Here is a 15433-nt window from a genome sequence, read left to right as displayed (position 1 = left end):
TATCGCAAGACTCGGCGCAAACCCAGACGGCTTGCAGGCTGTATCATAGGGTGAGCATCAGCTGTTATTGCGCGCCGCCGAGACGGCCCAGAAGATCTGCAATGGGATCAGCGTCATCTGCGGGCGCCTCTTCCGCTTCCTCAGGGGCAGGCTGAGACGCGGGGTCGGCTTGCACAGGCGGGCTGAGCAAGTTGGCGATGGGGTCGTCACTGCGCGGGGCATCGGCCAGGACGGCGTCCAGCCCGCGCGGCGGCACGGGCGCGGCGCTCATGAAGGCGGCGAAAACGCGGGCGGGTCCGGCGCCGCCGACGGCGTCCGTCGTGGCGGAGTAATCGTCATTGCCCATCCAGACGACCGCGGTCAGCCCGTCCATCCACCCAGCGAACCAGGCGTCGCGATTGTCGTTTGTGGTGCCGGTCTTGCCGCGCACAAGCCGCCCGCCCACACGGGCGCTGCGAGCGGTGCCATAGCTGACGGCGGCGTCAAACAGCTGATCCATCTGGCGCAATATACGATCCGCCAGCACGCGCTCGCCCTGCTGAGGCTCATGCTCGAACAGGATGTCGCCCCCAGCCGTGCGCACGGACAAAATCGCGTAGGCGTCTGCGCTGCGGCCGCCATTCATGAAGGGCAGATAGGCCTGGCCCAGCTCCAGCGGGGTCACTTCATAGGCGCCCAGCGACAGGGCGTGGGTGTTTTCAAGCGGGCTGTCGATGCCCATCCGGCGCGCGGTGCGCATCACCCAGCCTCGGCCCGTGGCTTCAGCCACTTGCACGGCGATGGCGTTTGAAGAACGGGCGAAGGCGCGTTCAAGCGTCATCTCGCCCTCATAGCGGTCGCCATAGTTTTGCGGCGCCCAGTCGCCATAGGAGATGGGGGCGTCGACAAAGATGTCTTCGGGGCTGAGCCCGCCTTCGAAGGCTGCGGCGTAGACGAAGGGCTTGAAGGCGGAGCCGGGCTGGCGACGGGCGTTCACGGCGCGATTGAACGGCGCTTGCGTATAATCATGGCCGCCGACCATGGCGCGCACCCCGCCCTGGCTGTCGAGCGCGATCAGGGCGCCTTCGCTGGCGCCGCGGGCCCAATCGGGGTTTTCAAGCCCTTGCGTCAACGCGGTTTCAGCGGCGCGCTGGGCGTCCACATCCAGCGTGGTGCGGACGATCAGATCGCCTTGATGGCCGGGCGCAAGCTCGCGCACCTGGGTCATCACCCAGTCCGCGAACCAGCCCGCGCCGGGGCTGGAGCTGCCGCGCGAGACCCGGATCGGCGTGGAGGCGGCGTCGATGCGCTCGCTCTGGCTGATCCGGCCTGTGGCGTACATCAAATCCAGAACCACCGTGGCGCGGACCGAGGCGCGGCGGGAGTCATTGGTCGGGGCGTAACGCGACGGCGCTTTGAGAAGCCCGGCCAGCAAGGCGGCTTCGCCGATGCTCAGATCATCGGCAGGCTTGCTGAAATAGCGTCGGGACGCAGCCTCCGCCCCCCAGGCCCCGGCCCCGAAATAGACGCGGTTGAGATAGAGCGCGAGGATTTCATCCTTGGTGAAACGATGCTCTAGCCAGAGCGCCAGCAGCACTTCCTGCGCTTTACGCTCATAGGTGCGCTCGGAGCTCAGAAACAGGTTCTTGGCCAATTGCTGGGTGATGGTCGAGCCGCCCTGCACCACGCGGCCAGCGCGGATATTGGCCATCAGCGCACGCCCCGTGCCGATCAGGTCGATGCCGAAATGGCTGTAAAAACGCCGGTCCTCGACCGCCAGAACCGCATCGGCGAGGTTTTGCGGCAAGGCGTCGGCCGTGATTACGGCGCTGGTGGACTGGCCCCGGCGCGCAATGGTGCGCCCGTCGCGATCCAGCAGCACGGTTTCACCGGAGTGCGGCGCGGGTTCGATCGCGCTGAGATCGGGCAGGGTGCGCGCCAGGTGCACGACGACGCCAGTCGTCAGCAACCCGCCGGCGATCACCAGTATGGTGAGCACGCGCAACCAGACCGGCATGCGGCCTTTGCGGGATCGGGCGGAGCGGTGTGTGCGAGCCATGACAGCGTCCAACGTTGAGACCTGCTCTTCATGCCCGATGCGGCGTTAAGGCTGCGTGAACTATAAAAGAGCGTGGCCTGGGTTGCGTCAGGGCGTTAGCCGGGGGAAGCTCTGCCCATCCGGATCAAGCCGGGGTGGAGGGGATTTGACATGTCTATTCGTCGTCTTGTGAGCCTGAGCGCGTCGCTGGCCGTTCTGCTGGCCGTCTCGGGCTGCGCCATGATCCCCGAAGGCGATTCCGTGTGCACGGACCAGGGTCCCAATTCGGGCAGCTGGCCGTATTGCGCGCCGTCAGAGCCCGGCGGGCCGGGCCCGGTTGATGATCCGATCGACCCCACAGGGCGTGGCGTGCGCGGCTAAACGCCGTCACGAAAACATCACTCTGAATCTGTACGGCGCGGATTAAAGTCCGTCTCCTGTTTTGGCATGGCGAGGGGATGACCATGAACCGTATTGCCGCTCTTGTGCTGGCGCCGCTGCTGGCGAGCGCCTGTTCCCAATCTGAAGCGCCGCAGGCAGACGCTGCGCCGGACGTGACGGCGCCGCTCTGGAACACACTGGACGGTCAGCCGCCGCTAGTGATCGCCCATCGCGGCGCGTCAGGCTTGCGCCCTGAACACAGCCAGGCCGCGTATCAGCTGGCGCTGGAGCAAGGCGCGGATGTGATCGAGCCCGATCTGATCATGTCGTCGGACGGCGTGCTGATCGTGCGCCATGATCCGTATCTGTCGCACTCCACCGATATCGCCAACCGGCCCGAATTCGCCGACCGCCGCAGCGAGATCATGGGGCGTGAGGATTGGTGGGTTCCGACTTTTACTGCTGACGAGCTGCGCACCCTGACGGCAAGCCAGACCATGGACGACCGAGATCAGTCCTATAATGGTCAATTCCCGGTGATGACGTTTGACGATTTTCTGGCGTTTGTGGACGCTGAAGAAGAACGCTGCGCCTGCGTGATAGCCATTGAGCCTGAAGTGAAACTGCCGGCCGAGCTGACGGCGATGGGTCTCGACCCGCTCCCCGCCCTGATTGCGGCGCTTGAGGCGCATGATCTCAACCGTGCGGATGCGCCGGTGGTGATCCAGTCCTTTGACGCCCCGTTCCTGCAGCGCCTGAACGCCGTGTCAGAGGTTCCGCTGGCCATGCTGTATGCGGGGCCGGATGCGGAAGGAGCAAACGCGGACGGGTTGAGCCTTCAGGAGATCGCCGGGTTCGCGGACGGCATTGGCGCTTATAAAACGCTGCTGCTCACGCCAGAGGGCGACAGCACGGGCTTTGTCGAGCAGGCGCATGATCTGGGCCTTGAGGTGCATGTCTGGACGGTGCGCGATGATCGCGAGCCGCTGACCGGCAGTGATGTGCGTGACGAGCTGCGCGCGCTTTATGCCGAGGGCGTGGACGGCGTCTTCGCGGACTTCCCCGCCACCGCCGTCGCCGTACGCGACCAGATGGTCGGCGAATAGCTGATACTTGGCTGGGTCGGGGCTCCGCGCCCCGGCCCGTCAGGCCCAGAAACTGAGCCCGATGGGCTCGCAAGCGCGACCGCGCGCCCGCAGCGAAGCGAGGATGAGGATGACCGGCCCATCAGGGCCGCAAGGCCAAAGGCCGCCCGCAGCGAAGCGAGGATCGACCGAGCGGAGGCGAGGGAGAACAGAAAATCCCAAGCCCGCAGGGCCTCGTACAAATTCACAACAAAAAGCGCCCGCCGGAAATCTCCGGCGGGCGTTATCTTGTCGCTCAAGAAGCGTAAGGCCTTAGCCTTGTTTCTTCTTGCCGCGCGGCTCGATGCCGCGACCGGTGGTGCGCTCGGCGATACGCGCGGATTTACCGCGGCGGTCACGCAGATAGTACAGCTTGGCGCGGCGCACTTTACCTTTGCGCTTGATCTCGATGGACTCGATCAGCGGGCTGTACACCGGCCAGACGCGTTCCACGCCTTCGCCGAAGCTGATTTTACGCACAGTGAAGTTCTCGTTCAGACCGCCGCCGGAGCGGGCGATGCAGACGCCTTCGAAACGCTGAACCCGCTGGCGGTCGCCTTCGCGGATCCACACGTTCACGGTCAGCGTGTCACCCGGAGAGAACTCGGGGATTTTCTTGTCGCCGAGCACGCGGACGGCTTCTTCCTGCTCGAGCTGTTGGATCAGGTTCATGGCTCTTCTCCTTGACGCCGCTGATATCTCGTCCAGAGATCGGGTCGGCGCAGTCGCGTTATATCTTCGGCCTGTTCCTTACGCCACCGGGCGATCCGGCCATGATCGCCTGACAGCAAAACGTCGGGTATTTCATGCCCTTCCCATTCACGCGGTCGCGTATAATGGGGGTATTCGAGCAGATCACCCTCAAAACTCTCGTCTTCGGTGCTCTCGATCTTGCCAAGCACGCCGGGGATCAGCCGCACACAGGCCTCGATGAGGACCATGGCGGGGGCTTCCCCCCCGGCGAGCACGGCGTCGCCGACACTCACCTCGTCCATGCCGCGCGCTTCGATGACCCGTTGGTCGAGACCTTCGAAGCGGCCGCAAAAGACAATAACGCCCGGACCTGCCGACCACTCTCGCACCATGGCTTGAGTGAGCGGCTTGCCCCGAGGCGTCAGATAGATCAACGGTCGTCCATCCCTTGGAAGACTGTCGATCGCCGCCGCCGATACGTCAGGGCGCAGCACCATTCCTGGGCCGCCGCCAGCCGGCGTGTCGTCAACGGAGGCGTGCTTATGACGGGAAAACGACCGGATGTCCACCGTCTCAAGCGCCCAGAGTCCGTTCTTTCTTGCAGTCTCGAGCAATGAGACCCCAAGCGGACCCGGAAAAGCGTCCGGATAGAGGGTGAGAACCGAAGCGTTAAACGTCATGGCGCGCGCTTATGGGGCGCCAAACCCTGTGACGCAAGGAGAGAAGGGAGTCAGGGGGCAGGGACAGCCGCAAACTTATCCGCCCCTCCCAAAGCTGAGCCATACTCTCACGCGTTTCTTCCATGACGGGCGGCCGGCGCGTTCAGGCTGGGAGGGGCGAGATGTCCCGAGCATAAGGGCTGTAACGCTGCCTTTATGCGAAAAGGCGGGGTGTCACCGAGCGGTCCAGGGCGGCGGCGTCTGATGAGGCGGTGACTGCACCGGCGGCGCGACAGCGCAGAAGTCTCCGTGCGGCGATCCCGATAAAACATCTTCAGCGCGGGAGCCGGGTCGGCTTTCAAGACTACACATCTTCAACTCAAACGGCCCGCTCCCGCGCGACCCGTCTTTGGCTCCACCTGCGTTTGCGCGCGGGGCTGGTTGCGTATGGGTACCCGGGTCAAGCCCGAGGACCGAGAGCACAATACTTCAACATTTCGGCCTTCGGACTTGATCCGGAGGCCCATGCGGCGTTTCGGGGCATGCTTACTGTAGATCCGTCCGCCGGGCGCCCATCAAGCGAGTTCGCGCTTATTGGTCTTTGTCTTCATCGCCTTCAATGGTTTCAGGCGGGTTGGCGACGAGTTTGCTGGCGGCGAGGTCCATATGGGGGACCGCCGCCTTGGTGAAGGGCAGGAACCAGACCCCGTCAGGGCCTGAGACTTCCAGGAGATCACCGGCGCCGAAATCCTGCACCGATTTCACCTTGCCCAGGGCTTCGCCCTCAAGGTTTTCCACACTCAGGCCGATCAGGTCTGAATAATAGAACTCGTCTTCTTCCAGTTCCGGCAAAGCGTTGCGCGGGGCGTGCAGCAGCGTGCCCTTCATCGCCTGCACCTGCTCGCGGGTGAGGTTTTCCTTCAGCCGCAGCGTTACCGTACCGTTGGGGCCGGGTTTGGCTTGCGTCGGGGTCAGGATCACCGCGCCGGACTTATCCAGGAAGGGGCCATAGCTGCACACTTGGCTGGGGTCGCCGAAGGGCTTGATCTTCACATCCCCGCGCACCCCATGGGCGCCCGCGACAGCGGCGATGACGACAAGTTCTTCTTCATGTGCGGGCATGGCGGGATCCTTTTCTGGCGCTCTGTCTGCCCTGAAGAGCGCTCCAGCTCAAGACGGGCGCTGCGCGAGAGGCGCTAGGGCATGCCGCCCTGAAAGGCTTCGGTCTCGCCTGAATTGACCTCGTAGAGCGCGACGGCCCCGCCGCAGCCGCGCTGAACGCATTTCAGCGCGGTCTCCACCTGATCAAGATGGGCGTGCTGGAGGGCGCGGCGGGCCAGCAATTCCTGTGCGGTGTAATAACGCGCCGCGCTGCAGGTCTTGCAAAACGCTTCCAGCCGGCTGTGCGGCGGCAGATCGTCAAGGCGAAGTTCGGTTTTCCAGGTCATCACCAGAAGTCCTCGGCATAGGGAATACGTGTGAAGGCGATCTTGCCGCCCGCATAGCCGCCCGGCGGCGGGGTCCAGACCCCTTGGGTGACAAGCGATTTGGCGTAGCGGCTGTTCAGCGAGTCGATGGCGTCCTGCAGGGCGTTGCGGCGGGCCTTGTCCTGGGCGTCATCCTCCACCAGCCAGTCGGTCTGGGTGACGCCGGGATCATCAAGGTCTGTGAGATACATGCCCGCCCGCATGGGACGTGCGCGCGGATCGGCGCGTTGGGCGGCGCTCCACAGCGCATCCAGCGCTTTCAGGCAATCGCGATCGGTGCGGGCGCTGTGCAGCGGCAATTCCCCGCTCCACCCGCCGTCAATATGGCGCAGCCACAGCCCCATGCGCCCGGCGGTGCGGCCGTCGCGGCGCATGCGGCGGGCGGCCTTCACCGTCAGAAGCCGGGCGCAGTCATAGGCGCTGGGCCAGCTGCGATGGCTGGGCGGCAGCACGCGGCCATGGCCATACATGCGGCGCTGGGCGGCTTCGGCCTGGATGTCATAGCCGTGCAGCGCGTACCAGAAGCGCTCGCCCGCCACATTGCGCCACAGGGCGCGCATCTGCTTGGGTTGCAGCGCCCAGAGCGCTTTCATGTCCGCCACGCCCGCCTTCAGAAGGCGCTTGCGCATGGACGAGCCGATGCCCGGCGCTTCCTCGATCGGGCGCTTGAGCAAGGGCCCCGGCAGGTCTTCAGGGCGCCAGATGGTCAATCCGTCGGGCTTGCCCAGCTTGCAGGCCATTTTGGCGAGGAAGCGGTTGGGCGCCATGCCGATCGAGGCGGTGACCACGCCGCCCGTTTCCGCCGCGATGCGCGCCTTGATCGCGTCCGACACGCCTTCGGGGTCGGCGATGGCGCGGGCGTCGAGCTTGCAGGTCAGCTCATCAATGGATTTCACCGCCCCGATGGGCAGAACGGCGCGGATTTCCGCGACCATCACGGCGTGCATGCGGCGATACAGGTCGGGTTTTTGATCCACCAGGATCATGTCGGGCACGGCCTCGCGCGCCTCGCGTACGGTCATCACCGAGCTGGCGCCCTTCGCCTTGGCTTCTTTCGAGGCGGCGATGATGCAGGTGTTGCGCGCGCCCTTCATGGGGATCACCCCGACGGGCCGCCCCCTCAGGCGCGGATCGGCGTATTGCTCGACGCTCGCAAAGAAGCTGTCAAAGTCGAGATAGAGCTGCTCGATGGTGTCGGGTTTGCGCATTGTTCTGTTCCGCAGGCGGCTTTCCGCTTTGGAACAAAGATAGAACAAATGCGTTCAGGGAAAAAGCCGAAAGAGTCAGATTCGCATCCAAAACACTGACTCCGGATGTGAAAAACCCCGCCGCGTTTCCACGGCGGGGTTGATCAAAGGCCTGGAGGAGAAGTCCTATTCGGACTTTTCTTCTTCAGCGGCGGCCTCTTCAGCAGGGGCTTCTTCGGCCGGGGCTTCTTCTTCAGCCGGAGCGGCTGCAGCAGCGGCTTTGGCTTCTTCAGCTTCAGCGGCGGCGGCCTTCTTGGCTTCTTCCTTTTCGAGACGCTCAGCAGCGCGCTCTTTGGCTTTTTCGCCCGGCTCGGCTTTTTTCGGGTTGTTGCCGTGGGTCCACTCATAGACGCCGGCGTCTTTCAGGAAGCGCGCCACGCGATCGGTCGGCTGGGCGCCTTTCTTGATCCACTCGGCGGCTTTCTCGGTGTCCACAGCCACGCGGTTGTCGTGGTCCTTGGGCAGCATCGGGTTGTAGTGGCCGATTTTCTCGATGAAGCGGCCATCGCGCGGCATGCGCGAGTCGGTGACGACGATGCGGTAGTACGGGCGCTTCTTGGCGCCGCCACGGGCGAGACGAATTTTAACAGACATGGATGTGGTCCTTTAAGGTCATTTTTTCTTTGAGAGGCCGAGCGGAAGGCCGTCTGGCCCCAGCGGTCCGCCAATACCTGGCAATCCCTGGTCGCCTGGGCCGCCCAGCCCCGGCAGGTCGGCGCCCTTGGGCGCGTGTCCTTTGAGAAGATCAGACGCCGCATCGCCGAGACCGGGGGGCATTCCGCCGCCCATGCCCGGCATTCCGCCGCCCATTCCGGGCATTCCAGGCATTCCGGGCATGCCGCCCTTTTTGCCCTTCTTGCCCATCTTCTTCATCATGTCCGCCATCTGGCGGTGCATTTTCAAAAGCTTGTTCACCTCCGGCACAGCGACGCCGGCGCCCATGGCGATGCGGCGCTTGCGGCTGGCTTTGAGGAGGTCAGGCTTGGCGCGCTCTTCGCGGGTCATCGACAGGATGATCGCTTCTTGACGTTTCAGCGCCTTGTCGTCGAACCCGGCATTGGCCATCTGGGCCTTCGCCGCCTTGTTCATGCCCGGCAGGAAACCCATCATGCCGGAAATGCCGCCCATTTTCTGGAGCTGACGCAGCTGGTCGGCCATGTCTTCCAGGTCGAACTTGCCCTTCGCCATTTTCTTGGCGAGGCGTTCGGCTTTCTCGTGATCGACCTCGGCGGCGGCTTTCTCCACCAGCGAGACGATGTCGCCGCGCCCCAGAATCCGGCCCGCCAGGCGTTTCGCATCGAACGCGTCCAGCCCGTCGACCTTTTCAGAGACGCCCAGGAATTTGATCGGCAGGCCGGTGACCCAGCGCATGGAGAGCGCGGCGCCGCCGCGGCCATCACCATCCATCCGGGTCAGCACCAGGCCGGTCAGCTTCAAACGCTCGTCAAAGCGCTTGGCGGTCTCCACCGCATCCTGACCGGTCAGGCTGTCAGCCACCAGAAGGGTTTCACGCGGCCGCGCCACATCGGCGATCTTGGCGGCTTCGCCCATCATTTCTTCATCGATGGAAGTGCGGCCCGCGGTATCGAGGATCACCACGTCATAGCCTTGCAGGCGACCCGCGCTCATGGCGCGCTTGGCGATCTCGACGGCGGACTGGCCCTTGACGATGGGCAGGCAGTTCACGCCGGCCTTTTCCGCCATCTGCGCCAGCTGCTCCATCGCCGCCGGGCGGCGCGTGTCGAGCGAGGCGACGAGGACTTTTTTCTTCTCGCGCTCGGAAATGCGTTTGGCGAGCTTGGCGGTGGTGGTGGTTTTACCCGAGCCCTGCAGACCCGCCATCAGAATCGCCACGGGCGGCTCGCCGGTCAGGTTCAGGCCCTCGGGCTCGCCTTCACCGCCGAGCAGATCCACCAGACCGTCATGGACGATCTTGATGACCTGCTGGCCGGGGCTGACCGAGCGGATGACGTCTTCGCCGATCGCTTTTTCACGGACCTTGGAGGTGAAATCCTTCACCGCCGGCAGGGCGACATCGGCTTCCAGAAGGGCGACGCGAATTTCGCGCAGGGCGGCGTCCACATCCTTTTCCGACAGCGCGCCACGCCCGGTCAGGCTGTCAAAGACGCCGGAAAGCCGTTCTGAAAGTGAGTCGAACATGTGTTCGCCTGCCTCGTTTCGCTTCTGGTCACACCGATAAGGTGTGGATCAAGCGCGCACGCCGCAACCATCCCACTGGACGAGCCTTCGTCGAGCGGGAGACCTCGCCCGCCTCCGGGCGTTCATTCCTGAGCTTTGCAGGACGCCGTGTGCGGGTAAGGCAAGCGAGTGGCGCTTGCACTGAAGCGTGGGCGTTTACGCGGGGGGGCGGGAAGAGTCAAGGGTGAGGATAGCGATGAGCTTATCCCACAGGGCTGAAACGGCCGCAAACTTGGGCGCTTTCAGAAGAGGGAGGGCTTGGGAGAATGAGTTCGCAATATGGTGAAGTGCCCGAGTGTGATGTTTTGCGGCGCGAGTTCGCGCAACATGTGGCTGCTTGGCGCGCTCAGGTAGAACTACTCAGACGGTTGGAAGGCCAACGCGAGCGCGTTCGGGCGGAGCTGCGACGCGCGGAAAGCGCATTGGAGCATGAGGAAGAGATGCAAGGAAATGGAAGTTTGCCATATCCGCGTTTCGACCGGCCAGGCATCCCAAGAGGAGTGCCTGTATTGGATATGGGGCGCGCGCTAGGACAAGAGTGGCAGCGTATCAGACCTGATGCGATCCGTGATCGTCTTCGTTCGGTTGAACGTGACATCAGATCAGCTGAGCATATACTTCAAAACTTGAGGCAGTCTGTGGATCAGTCCAAAGCGCGTTTGAGTCAGGCGCATTGCCGCTACAACCGGTCAATATAAGCCCGGCATATGCGGCTGGATCTGCTCGAAATCCTGTTGGCTCCATAAGGGCTGGGTCAGCGCCCGATCTGCGAGCGCAAGAAGGGCTGGATCTGTCCTCAACTCAGTCGGGATGGGCTGGTCAGGGTCGAGGCGCGTTTCGAGGGCCTGCCAGAACAGCTGCATCTCGGTTGACGCATAGGCCATCTCGTCCACGAGACGGCGCATGCACCGGGCGGCCTCGGAGTCGCTCGTGAAAGCCGCGTACATCACAGGTCGCGGATCAGCTTCCAGCTCAAGCACGGCGTTCCAGCTCGGACATATCCTGTCCCAGGGAAGCGTGGCGTGGAGGCTTTCAGGGCGCAGTTGAGGCGGGCTGTGCGTATACAAGTGCTCACAGACATCCGAGGCCGCATCGGGTTGGGCGGCCTGCACGAGCGGCTCGATAAACGCTCCGGGCTCCAGGCAGCCATACCGTCCTAAAGCAACCCATTGGGTGTCGGGGCGCTCCAGCATCAATCCGCGCAACAGCCGGGTTCGGGTCGTGCGCTCAGACCGCCGGATCAGATCCGCCGGGATCGCATCGCCTTCGTCCAGCAGGGCCATCCGCCAGATGACAGGGTCTGCCGTGGGGCCGTCATGGGCCGAAGCGTCCGCCCATGCCAGACGGCAGGATTGCTCGTCCCGGCTTAAGGTGCTCATCGGGGCGAAGTTCGGCGAAGCGCCCTTGCACGCGGCGAACGCCAGCCTTTGATCCCGAGCTTGCCCGGCGTCCTGACAGGCCGCAGACAGCGAGACACAGACAAGGCTCAGACATGCAACCCAGACACGCATGCGTGAAATTTATCACCCTGTATGGCGATAAACAATGCGAGCGTGGTGGTCCGAACTCGCGTCGACTGGATGAAGCGACATTTCAAAGCCTTCAAGGACAATGGCTGTGAGGGAAACGCCTTCAACAGCTACCGCTTCACCCCGTCATCGCGCACGCGCCGTTTGCTGACCTAACCGAAGGGATGGTCCCGCACCGCGCTCTCGCACGCCGCCATGTCAGGATGGGGCTGGGCGGCGCGATAGAGCTGGTCCATGCGCGGCGGGCGCAGGAAACAGCCGTTTTTGTCATAACGACCCGCGTATATCTGCCCGGTGGCGCGCAGGAATTCACTATAGTGAATGACCAGGTCGGCTTCTAAATGAGCCTGGTCGCAGAGGGCGGCGAGTTCGAGAATGTTGTCGGGCTGCTCGCCTGTCACGATCCAGCGCAGATAGCGGAAGGTCACGCTGAACAGGGCGTAGGGCGGGTCATCATACGGCCCCATGAATACGCCGTCGGCGATGGCGATCTCACAATCAATGGCGGCGAGCTCGCCGCGATAGGCGGCCTGACGCGTGGCGTCAAAATCTGGATCCAGCGTCCCGCACGCCTCCAGTATGCGCTGCTCATGGGGTTCAAGACGATCACAGCCTGACAGCCAGAGCGTCAGGACAGCCAGAGTGGTGAAGACCCTTGAGCTGAGCATCCTTGAGAGCTTTCTTGCCATCTAACCGAACGGATGGTCCCGCACGGCGGTCTCGCACACCGCCATGTCGGGATGGGGTTGGGCGCGCTGATAGAGCTGATCCATGCGCGGCGGGCGCAGGAAGCAGCCCGCCGCGTCATAGCGTCCGGCATAGAGCTGGCCGGTCGCTTCCAGATGATGGGTGAAGATCAGCGACAGGCTGGCTTCGAGATATTGCTGGTCGAGATGGGTGGCCAAATCCATGAGATCGTCAGGCTCTTCATCCGTCACGATCCAATGCAGATAGCGCCAGCGCACGCTGTCGACCGCTTCGGGCGGGTCGAGTACGCGCATGCTGTAACTGCCGTCTGCCACCGCAATCTCACAGTCGATGGCGTCTAGATTCCCCATGAGTGCGTCTTGCCGCACGGCCTCAAAACCAGGCTCCAGCGTGCCGCAGGCGTCCAATATGTGCTGTTCATATGGCTCCAGCTCGGTGCAGGCAGCCAGAGCGAACAGAAGTGAAGGCGGCAGCACTCGCCCTAAGACATTCATGTTTGTTGTCTCCTTACAGCTTCGCCACCGCCTGACCTAGCCAAACGGATGGTCCCGCACCGCGGTCTCGCACGCCGCCATGTCCGGATGGGGTTGGGCGCGCTGATAGAGCTGGTCCATGCGGGGCGGGCGCAAGAAGCACCCCGCCGCGTCATAGCGCCCGGCATAAAGCTGGCCGGTCGCTTCCAGATGATGGGTGAAGATCAGCGACAGATTGGCTTCGAGGGCTTGCTGGTCCAGAAGCCCCGCCAGTTCGGTGATGTCTGCGGGCTGTTCGCCTGTGACGATCCAGCGAAGATATCGATAGCTGACGCTGGTGATGGCGTTGGGCGGGTCGTCATCCGGACCCATGAACACGCCATCGGCGACCGCAATCTCGCAATCTATCGCGGTGAGGTCTCCGCGTTCTGCCGCCTGGACAGACCGCGTGTAATCGCGCTCCAGCGTGCCGCAGGCGTCCAGAATGCGCTGTTCATGCGGCTCAAGCGGGGAGCAGGCGGCGAGCATCATCAAGAGCAAAAAGGGCAGAGAAAAACGCATGGGTTGCATGTTATCCCCTGATGGGCGATCAGCAAGACTTGATCCTTGCCGCCTTCCATTCCGCCTCTGCATCCCCTACCTGTCAGCGCAATGATCCCGCCTCTGCCCGAAAGGCCCGCCATGCTGACCATTGCTTTCCAGATGGACCCGATCACCGGCGTCGATGTGAACGCGGACTCCACCTTCGACATTGCGCTGGAGGCCTTTGGGCGCGGCCATGAGATCTGGGTGTATGAGCCGAAAGATCTCAGCCTTGAGAACGGCAAGGTCCGCGCCACGGCGCAGCAGGTGAAAACGCTGGAGCGGGTCCAGGGCGCTCATGTGACCGTGTCAGAGCCGCAAGTTCTGGACCTGCACACGGTGGACGCGATTTTCCTGCGTCAGGATCCGCCCTTTGACATGAGCTATATCACCACCACCCACATGCTTGAGCATGTCATGGACCAGGTGCTGGTGGTCAATGATCCGCGCCATGTGCGCGACGCGCCGGAAAAACTCTTCGTCACGCATTTTGAAGGGGTCATGCCGCCCACCCTGATCACGTCCTCGGAAAAGGATATCCGCGACTTCTTCGAGCGCCATAATCGCGACATCGTGGTCAAGCCGTTGTTCGGCAATGGCGGGGCGGGCGTGTTCCGCATTCGCGAGACGGCGGAGAACCTCGCCTCGCTGGTGGAATTGTTCCAGCAACTCAGCCGCGACCCCTTGATGGTTCAGGCCTTTGTTCCGGACGTGAAAAACGGCGACAAGCGCGTCATCTTGGTGGATGGCGAGCCGGTGGGCGCGATCAACCGCGTGCCGGCCGAGGGCGAGGTGCGCGCCAACATGCATGTGGGCGGCAAGGCGGTGAAGTCTGACCTCACCGAGCGCGATCTGGAGATTTGCCGCATCATCGGGCCGGAGTTGAAACGCCGCGGTCTGGTCTTTGTCGGCATTGATGTGATCGGCGATTATCTGACCGAGATCAACGTCACCTCGCCCACCGGTATTCAGGAATTGCGCCGCTTTTCAGGCGTCGACGTGTCAGCGCTCCTGATCGACTGGGTGGAAGCCAAGCGGGCCTGACGCCCGCTTCACTCAGATCAATTGCGGAAGGGCGTCCGCCAGCGCGCGCACATCGTCTGGTGATGTGAAGACGCCCGGCGTCACGCGCACGCACGCCCCTTGGGCGACGCCTGTGCGATGGACGGTGAAGATCCGGTGCTCTTCCAGCAGGCGGCGCGCCAGGGCGATATTGTCTTCAGGGCTTGTTCGGCCGGGCGCTCTGAACGAGGTGATGGCGGCGTGCAGCCCCGGCTCATCAGGGGTGAGCACCTCAAACCCCGCCTCCCGCGCGGCGTCCACCCAGAGGCTGCGCAGATATCTCAGACGCGCCGCCTTGCGCGCCGGGCCAATGGCGGCGTGCAGGTCGAGGGCTGCAGGAATGGCGAGAATGGCGGCGAAATTGGTCGTCCCGGTGTGCACGCGCGCCGACAGGTCGCCGGGGCCGCGCACGGCTTCGCCCATGAAGGGGTCAATATCCTCGATCCGGTCCTTGCGCACATACATCAGGCCGACGCCCAGCGGCGCGCCGATCCATTTGTGCAGGTTGAAGCCGATGAAATCAGCGCCGAGATCCGCGGCCTGAAAGTCGATCTGCCCCCAGGAATGGGCCGCGTCCACAATCACATCCACCTGCCGGGCGCGCGCCATGGCGCAAATCTCAGACACCGGCAGGACCAGCCCTGTGCGGTGGCTGAGATGGGTGAGCAGCATCAGGCGCACATGCGGATTGGCGATCAGCGCCTGTTCATAGGCGTCGATCAGGCCCTGGCGTGTGGCCGGTTCGGGCAGGTTGATGGTCACAAGATCCGCGCCGCGTCGCTCGCGCAGCCAGCCCATGGCGGTCTGCATGGAGCCATAGTCGAGATCGGCGTACAGCACGCCATCGCCCGGTGAGAGTTTGTTATAGCCGCCGATCAGCGCTTGCAGCGCTTCGGTGGCGTTGCGCGTCAGGACGATTTCGTCCGCGTCACAGCCCAGGGTCCGGGCGATCTGGTCCTTGATGGCGCGCGCCTCGGCCCAGAATTCGCGCCGCGCATAATAGGAATTGCGGCGGTTCACGGTCTCCACATGCGCGAGATAGGCGTTTTGCACCGGCCGCGCCATCATCCCCCAATTGCCGTGTTCCAGGTGAATGACCTCATCAGTAACGTCGTAGAGCCCCGAGACGTCAGCCCAGTAGGCTTCATCTTGCGCGGCATCAAGCGGGTCGGCGCTGACGGCGGGCAAAGCGCGAGCCATGCCCGTCAGGGACAGGCCGGCGGCGGCGGAGAAGATCGATCGGCGGGTCATAAGCGGCATCGGGAACTCGTC

General features: G+C 63.6%; 16 protein-coding genes. 3 read left to right on the top strand and 13 right to left on the bottom strand.

Annotated features, from left to right (window positions below; translation table 11 throughout):
• Positions 1 to 64 precede the first annotated feature (64 nt).
• Positions 65 to 2038 (bottom strand): transglycosylase domain-containing protein, encoded by a 1974-nt coding sequence (locus tag ACTIGF_RS05750; protein ID WP_439635954.1) that lies wholly within the window; start codon positions 2036 to 2038, stop codon positions 65 to 67.
• 150 nt (positions 2039 to 2188) lie between these two features.
• On the opposite strand from ACTIGF_RS05750, the gene ACTIGF_RS05745 reads away from it, so the two are divergent.
• Together ACTIGF_RS05745 and ACTIGF_RS05740 are read left to right on the top strand one after the other, a co-directional pair.
• Complete coding sequence (locus ACTIGF_RS05745; protein WP_439635953.1) at positions 2189 to 2398, top strand: hypothetical protein; 210 nt, start codon at positions 2189 to 2191, stop codon at positions 2396 to 2398.
• Positions 2399 to 2481: 83 nt separating this feature from the next.
• Complete coding sequence (locus ACTIGF_RS05740) at positions 2482 to 3504, top strand: glycerophosphodiester phosphodiesterase family protein (RefSeq protein WP_439635952.1); 1023 nt, start codon at positions 2482 to 2484, stop codon at positions 3502 to 3504.
• A 291-nt stretch (positions 3505 to 3795) separates the two neighbouring features.
• Here the strand turns inward: ACTIGF_RS05740 and rplS are convergent, their stop codons facing one another.
• From rplS to ACTIGF_RS05685, 11 genes are all read right to left on the bottom strand, one after another.
• Positions 3796 to 4194: a 50S ribosomal protein L19 gene (gene rplS / locus ACTIGF_RS05735; protein WP_107712113.1), complete on the bottom strand. Its 399-nt coding sequence runs from the start codon at positions 4192 to 4194 to the stop codon at positions 3796 to 3798.
• Entirely contained in the window at positions 4191 to 4895 is a 705-nt protein-coding gene (trmD, locus tag ACTIGF_RS05730) for a tRNA (guanosine(37)-N1)-methyltransferase TrmD (RefSeq protein WP_439635951.1), read from the bottom strand. Before trmD ends, rplS begins: the two co-directional genes overlap by 4 nt.
• Before the next feature lie 570 nt (positions 4896 to 5465).
• Entirely contained in the window at positions 5466 to 5996 is a 531-nt protein-coding gene (gene rimM / locus ACTIGF_RS05725; protein WP_439635950.1) for a ribosome maturation factor RimM, read from the bottom strand.
• 74 nt (positions 5997 to 6070) lie between these two features.
• Positions 6071 to 6322 (bottom strand): hypothetical protein, encoded by a 252-nt coding sequence (locus ACTIGF_RS05720; RefSeq protein WP_439635949.1) that lies wholly within the window; start codon positions 6320 to 6322, stop codon positions 6071 to 6073.
• The gene (locus ACTIGF_RS05715; protein ID WP_439635948.1) at positions 6322 to 7569 is read right to left on the bottom strand and encodes a Y-family DNA polymerase; all 1248 of its coding nucleotides are present in this window, start codon (positions 7567 to 7569) and stop codon (positions 6322 to 6324) included. Before ACTIGF_RS05715 ends, ACTIGF_RS05720 begins: the two co-directional genes overlap by 1 nt.
• 165 nt (positions 7570 to 7734) lie before the next feature.
• On the bottom strand, positions 7735 to 8202 hold the full coding sequence (gene rpsP / locus ACTIGF_RS05710; RefSeq protein WP_439635947.1) for a 30S ribosomal protein S16: 468 nt from the start codon (positions 8200 to 8202) through the stop codon (positions 7735 to 7737).
• Between the two features lie 18 nt (positions 8203 to 8220).
• Positions 8221 to 9768, bottom strand: coding sequence for a signal recognition particle protein (gene ffh, locus ACTIGF_RS05705; protein WP_273020305.1), 1548 nt, complete (start codon positions 9766 to 9768; stop codon positions 8221 to 8223).
• A gap of 728 nt (positions 9769 to 10496) precedes the next feature.
• Entirely contained in the window at positions 10497 to 11318 is an 822-nt protein-coding gene (locus tag ACTIGF_RS05700; protein ID WP_439635946.1) for a hypothetical protein, read from the bottom strand.
• Positions 11319 to 11488: 170 nt separating this feature from the next.
• Positions 11489 to 12004: a hypothetical protein gene (locus tag ACTIGF_RS05695; protein WP_439635945.1), complete on the bottom strand. Its 516-nt coding sequence runs from the start codon at positions 12002 to 12004 to the stop codon at positions 11489 to 11491.
• Positions 12005 to 12025: 21 nt separating this feature from the next.
• Complete coding sequence (locus ACTIGF_RS05690) at positions 12026 to 12538, bottom strand: hypothetical protein (RefSeq protein ID WP_439635944.1); 513 nt, start codon at positions 12536 to 12538, stop codon at positions 12026 to 12028.
• 36 nt (positions 12539 to 12574) lie between these two features.
• Positions 12575 to 13078, bottom strand: a complete 504-nt coding sequence (locus ACTIGF_RS05685; RefSeq protein WP_439635943.1) for a hypothetical protein — start codon at positions 13076 to 13078, stop codon at positions 12575 to 12577.
• A 120-nt stretch (positions 13079 to 13198) separates the two neighbouring features.
• Between ACTIGF_RS05685 and gshB the strand changes: the two genes are divergently transcribed.
• Positions 13199 to 14143 (top strand): glutathione synthase, encoded by a 945-nt coding sequence (gene gshB / locus ACTIGF_RS05680; protein ID WP_439635942.1) that lies wholly within the window; start codon positions 13199 to 13201, stop codon positions 14141 to 14143.
• A gap of 12 nt (positions 14144 to 14155) precedes the next feature.
• Here gshB and ACTIGF_RS05675 read toward each other — a convergent pair whose 3' ends face one another.
• Entirely contained in the window at positions 14156 to 15421 is a 1266-nt protein-coding gene (locus ACTIGF_RS05675; protein ID WP_439635941.1) for an aminotransferase class V-fold PLP-dependent enzyme, read from the bottom strand.
• Between the last annotated feature and the right edge of the window lie 12 nt (positions 15422 to 15433).

It is taken from the genome of Oceanicaulis sp. (assembly GCF_051859625.1).
In the GTDB taxonomy this organism is placed as follows: Bacteria; Pseudomonadota; Alphaproteobacteria; order Caulobacterales; family Maricaulaceae; genus Oceanicaulis.
The sequence above is the reverse complement of the archived record's forward strand: the minus strand, read 5'-3'. Positions and strand labels throughout refer to the sequence as shown.

Bases quoted from the DNA above. Each gene is read 5' to 3' on its own strand.
- ACTIGF_RS05750 (WP_439635954.1), bottom strand. From the start codon at position 2,038: ATGGCTCGCACACACCGCTCCGCCCGATCCCGCAAAGGCCGCATGCCG.
- ACTIGF_RS05745 (WP_439635953.1), top strand. From the start codon at position 2,189: ATGTCTATTCGTCGTCTTGTGAGCCTGAGCGCGTCGCTGGCCGTTCTG.
- ACTIGF_RS05740 (WP_439635952.1), top strand. From the start codon at position 2,482: ATGAACCGTATTGCCGCTCTTGTGCTGGCGCCGCTGCTGGCGAGCGCC.
- rplS (WP_107712113.1), bottom strand. From the start codon at position 4,194: ATGAACCTGATCCAACAGCTCGAGCAGGAAGAAGCCGTCCGCGTGCTC.
- trmD (WP_439635951.1), bottom strand. From the start codon at position 4,895: ATGACGTTTAACGCTTCGGTTCTCACCCTCTATCCGGACGCTTTTCCG.
- rimM (WP_439635950.1), bottom strand. From the start codon at position 5,996: ATGCCCGCACATGAAGAAGAACTTGTCGTCATCGCCGCTGTCGCGGGC.
- ACTIGF_RS05720 (WP_439635949.1), bottom strand. From the start codon at position 6,322: ATGACCTGGAAAACCGAACTTCGCCTTGACGATCTGCCGCCGCACAGC.
- ACTIGF_RS05715 (WP_439635948.1), bottom strand. From the start codon at position 7,569: ATGCGCAAACCCGACACCATCGAGCAGCTCTATCTCGACTTTGACAGC.
- rpsP (WP_439635947.1), bottom strand. From the start codon at position 8,202: ATGTCTGTTAAAATTCGTCTCGCCCGTGGCGGCGCCAAGAAGCGCCCG.
- ffh (WP_273020305.1), bottom strand. From the start codon at position 9,768: ATGTTCGACTCACTTTCAGAACGGCTTTCCGGCGTCTTTGACAGCCTG.
- ACTIGF_RS05700 (WP_439635946.1), bottom strand. From the start codon at position 11,318: ATGCGTGTCTGGGTTGCATGTCTGAGCCTTGTCTGTGTCTCGCTGTCT.
- ACTIGF_RS05695 (WP_439635945.1), bottom strand. From the start codon at position 12,004: ATGCTCAGCTCAAGGGTCTTCACCACTCTGGCTGTCCTGACGCTCTGG.
- ACTIGF_RS05690 (WP_439635944.1), bottom strand. From the start codon at position 12,538: ATGAATGTCTTAGGGCGAGTGCTGCCGCCTTCACTTCTGTTCGCTCTG.
- ACTIGF_RS05685 (WP_439635943.1), bottom strand. From the start codon at position 13,078: ATGCGTTTTTCTCTGCCCTTTTTGCTCTTGATGATGCTCGCCGCCTGC.
- gshB (WP_439635942.1), top strand. From the start codon at position 13,199: ATGCTGACCATTGCTTTCCAGATGGACCCGATCACCGGCGTCGATGTG.
- ACTIGF_RS05675 (WP_439635941.1), bottom strand. From the start codon at position 15,421: ATGCCGCTTATGACCCGCCGATCGATCTTCTCCGCCGCCGCCGGCCTG.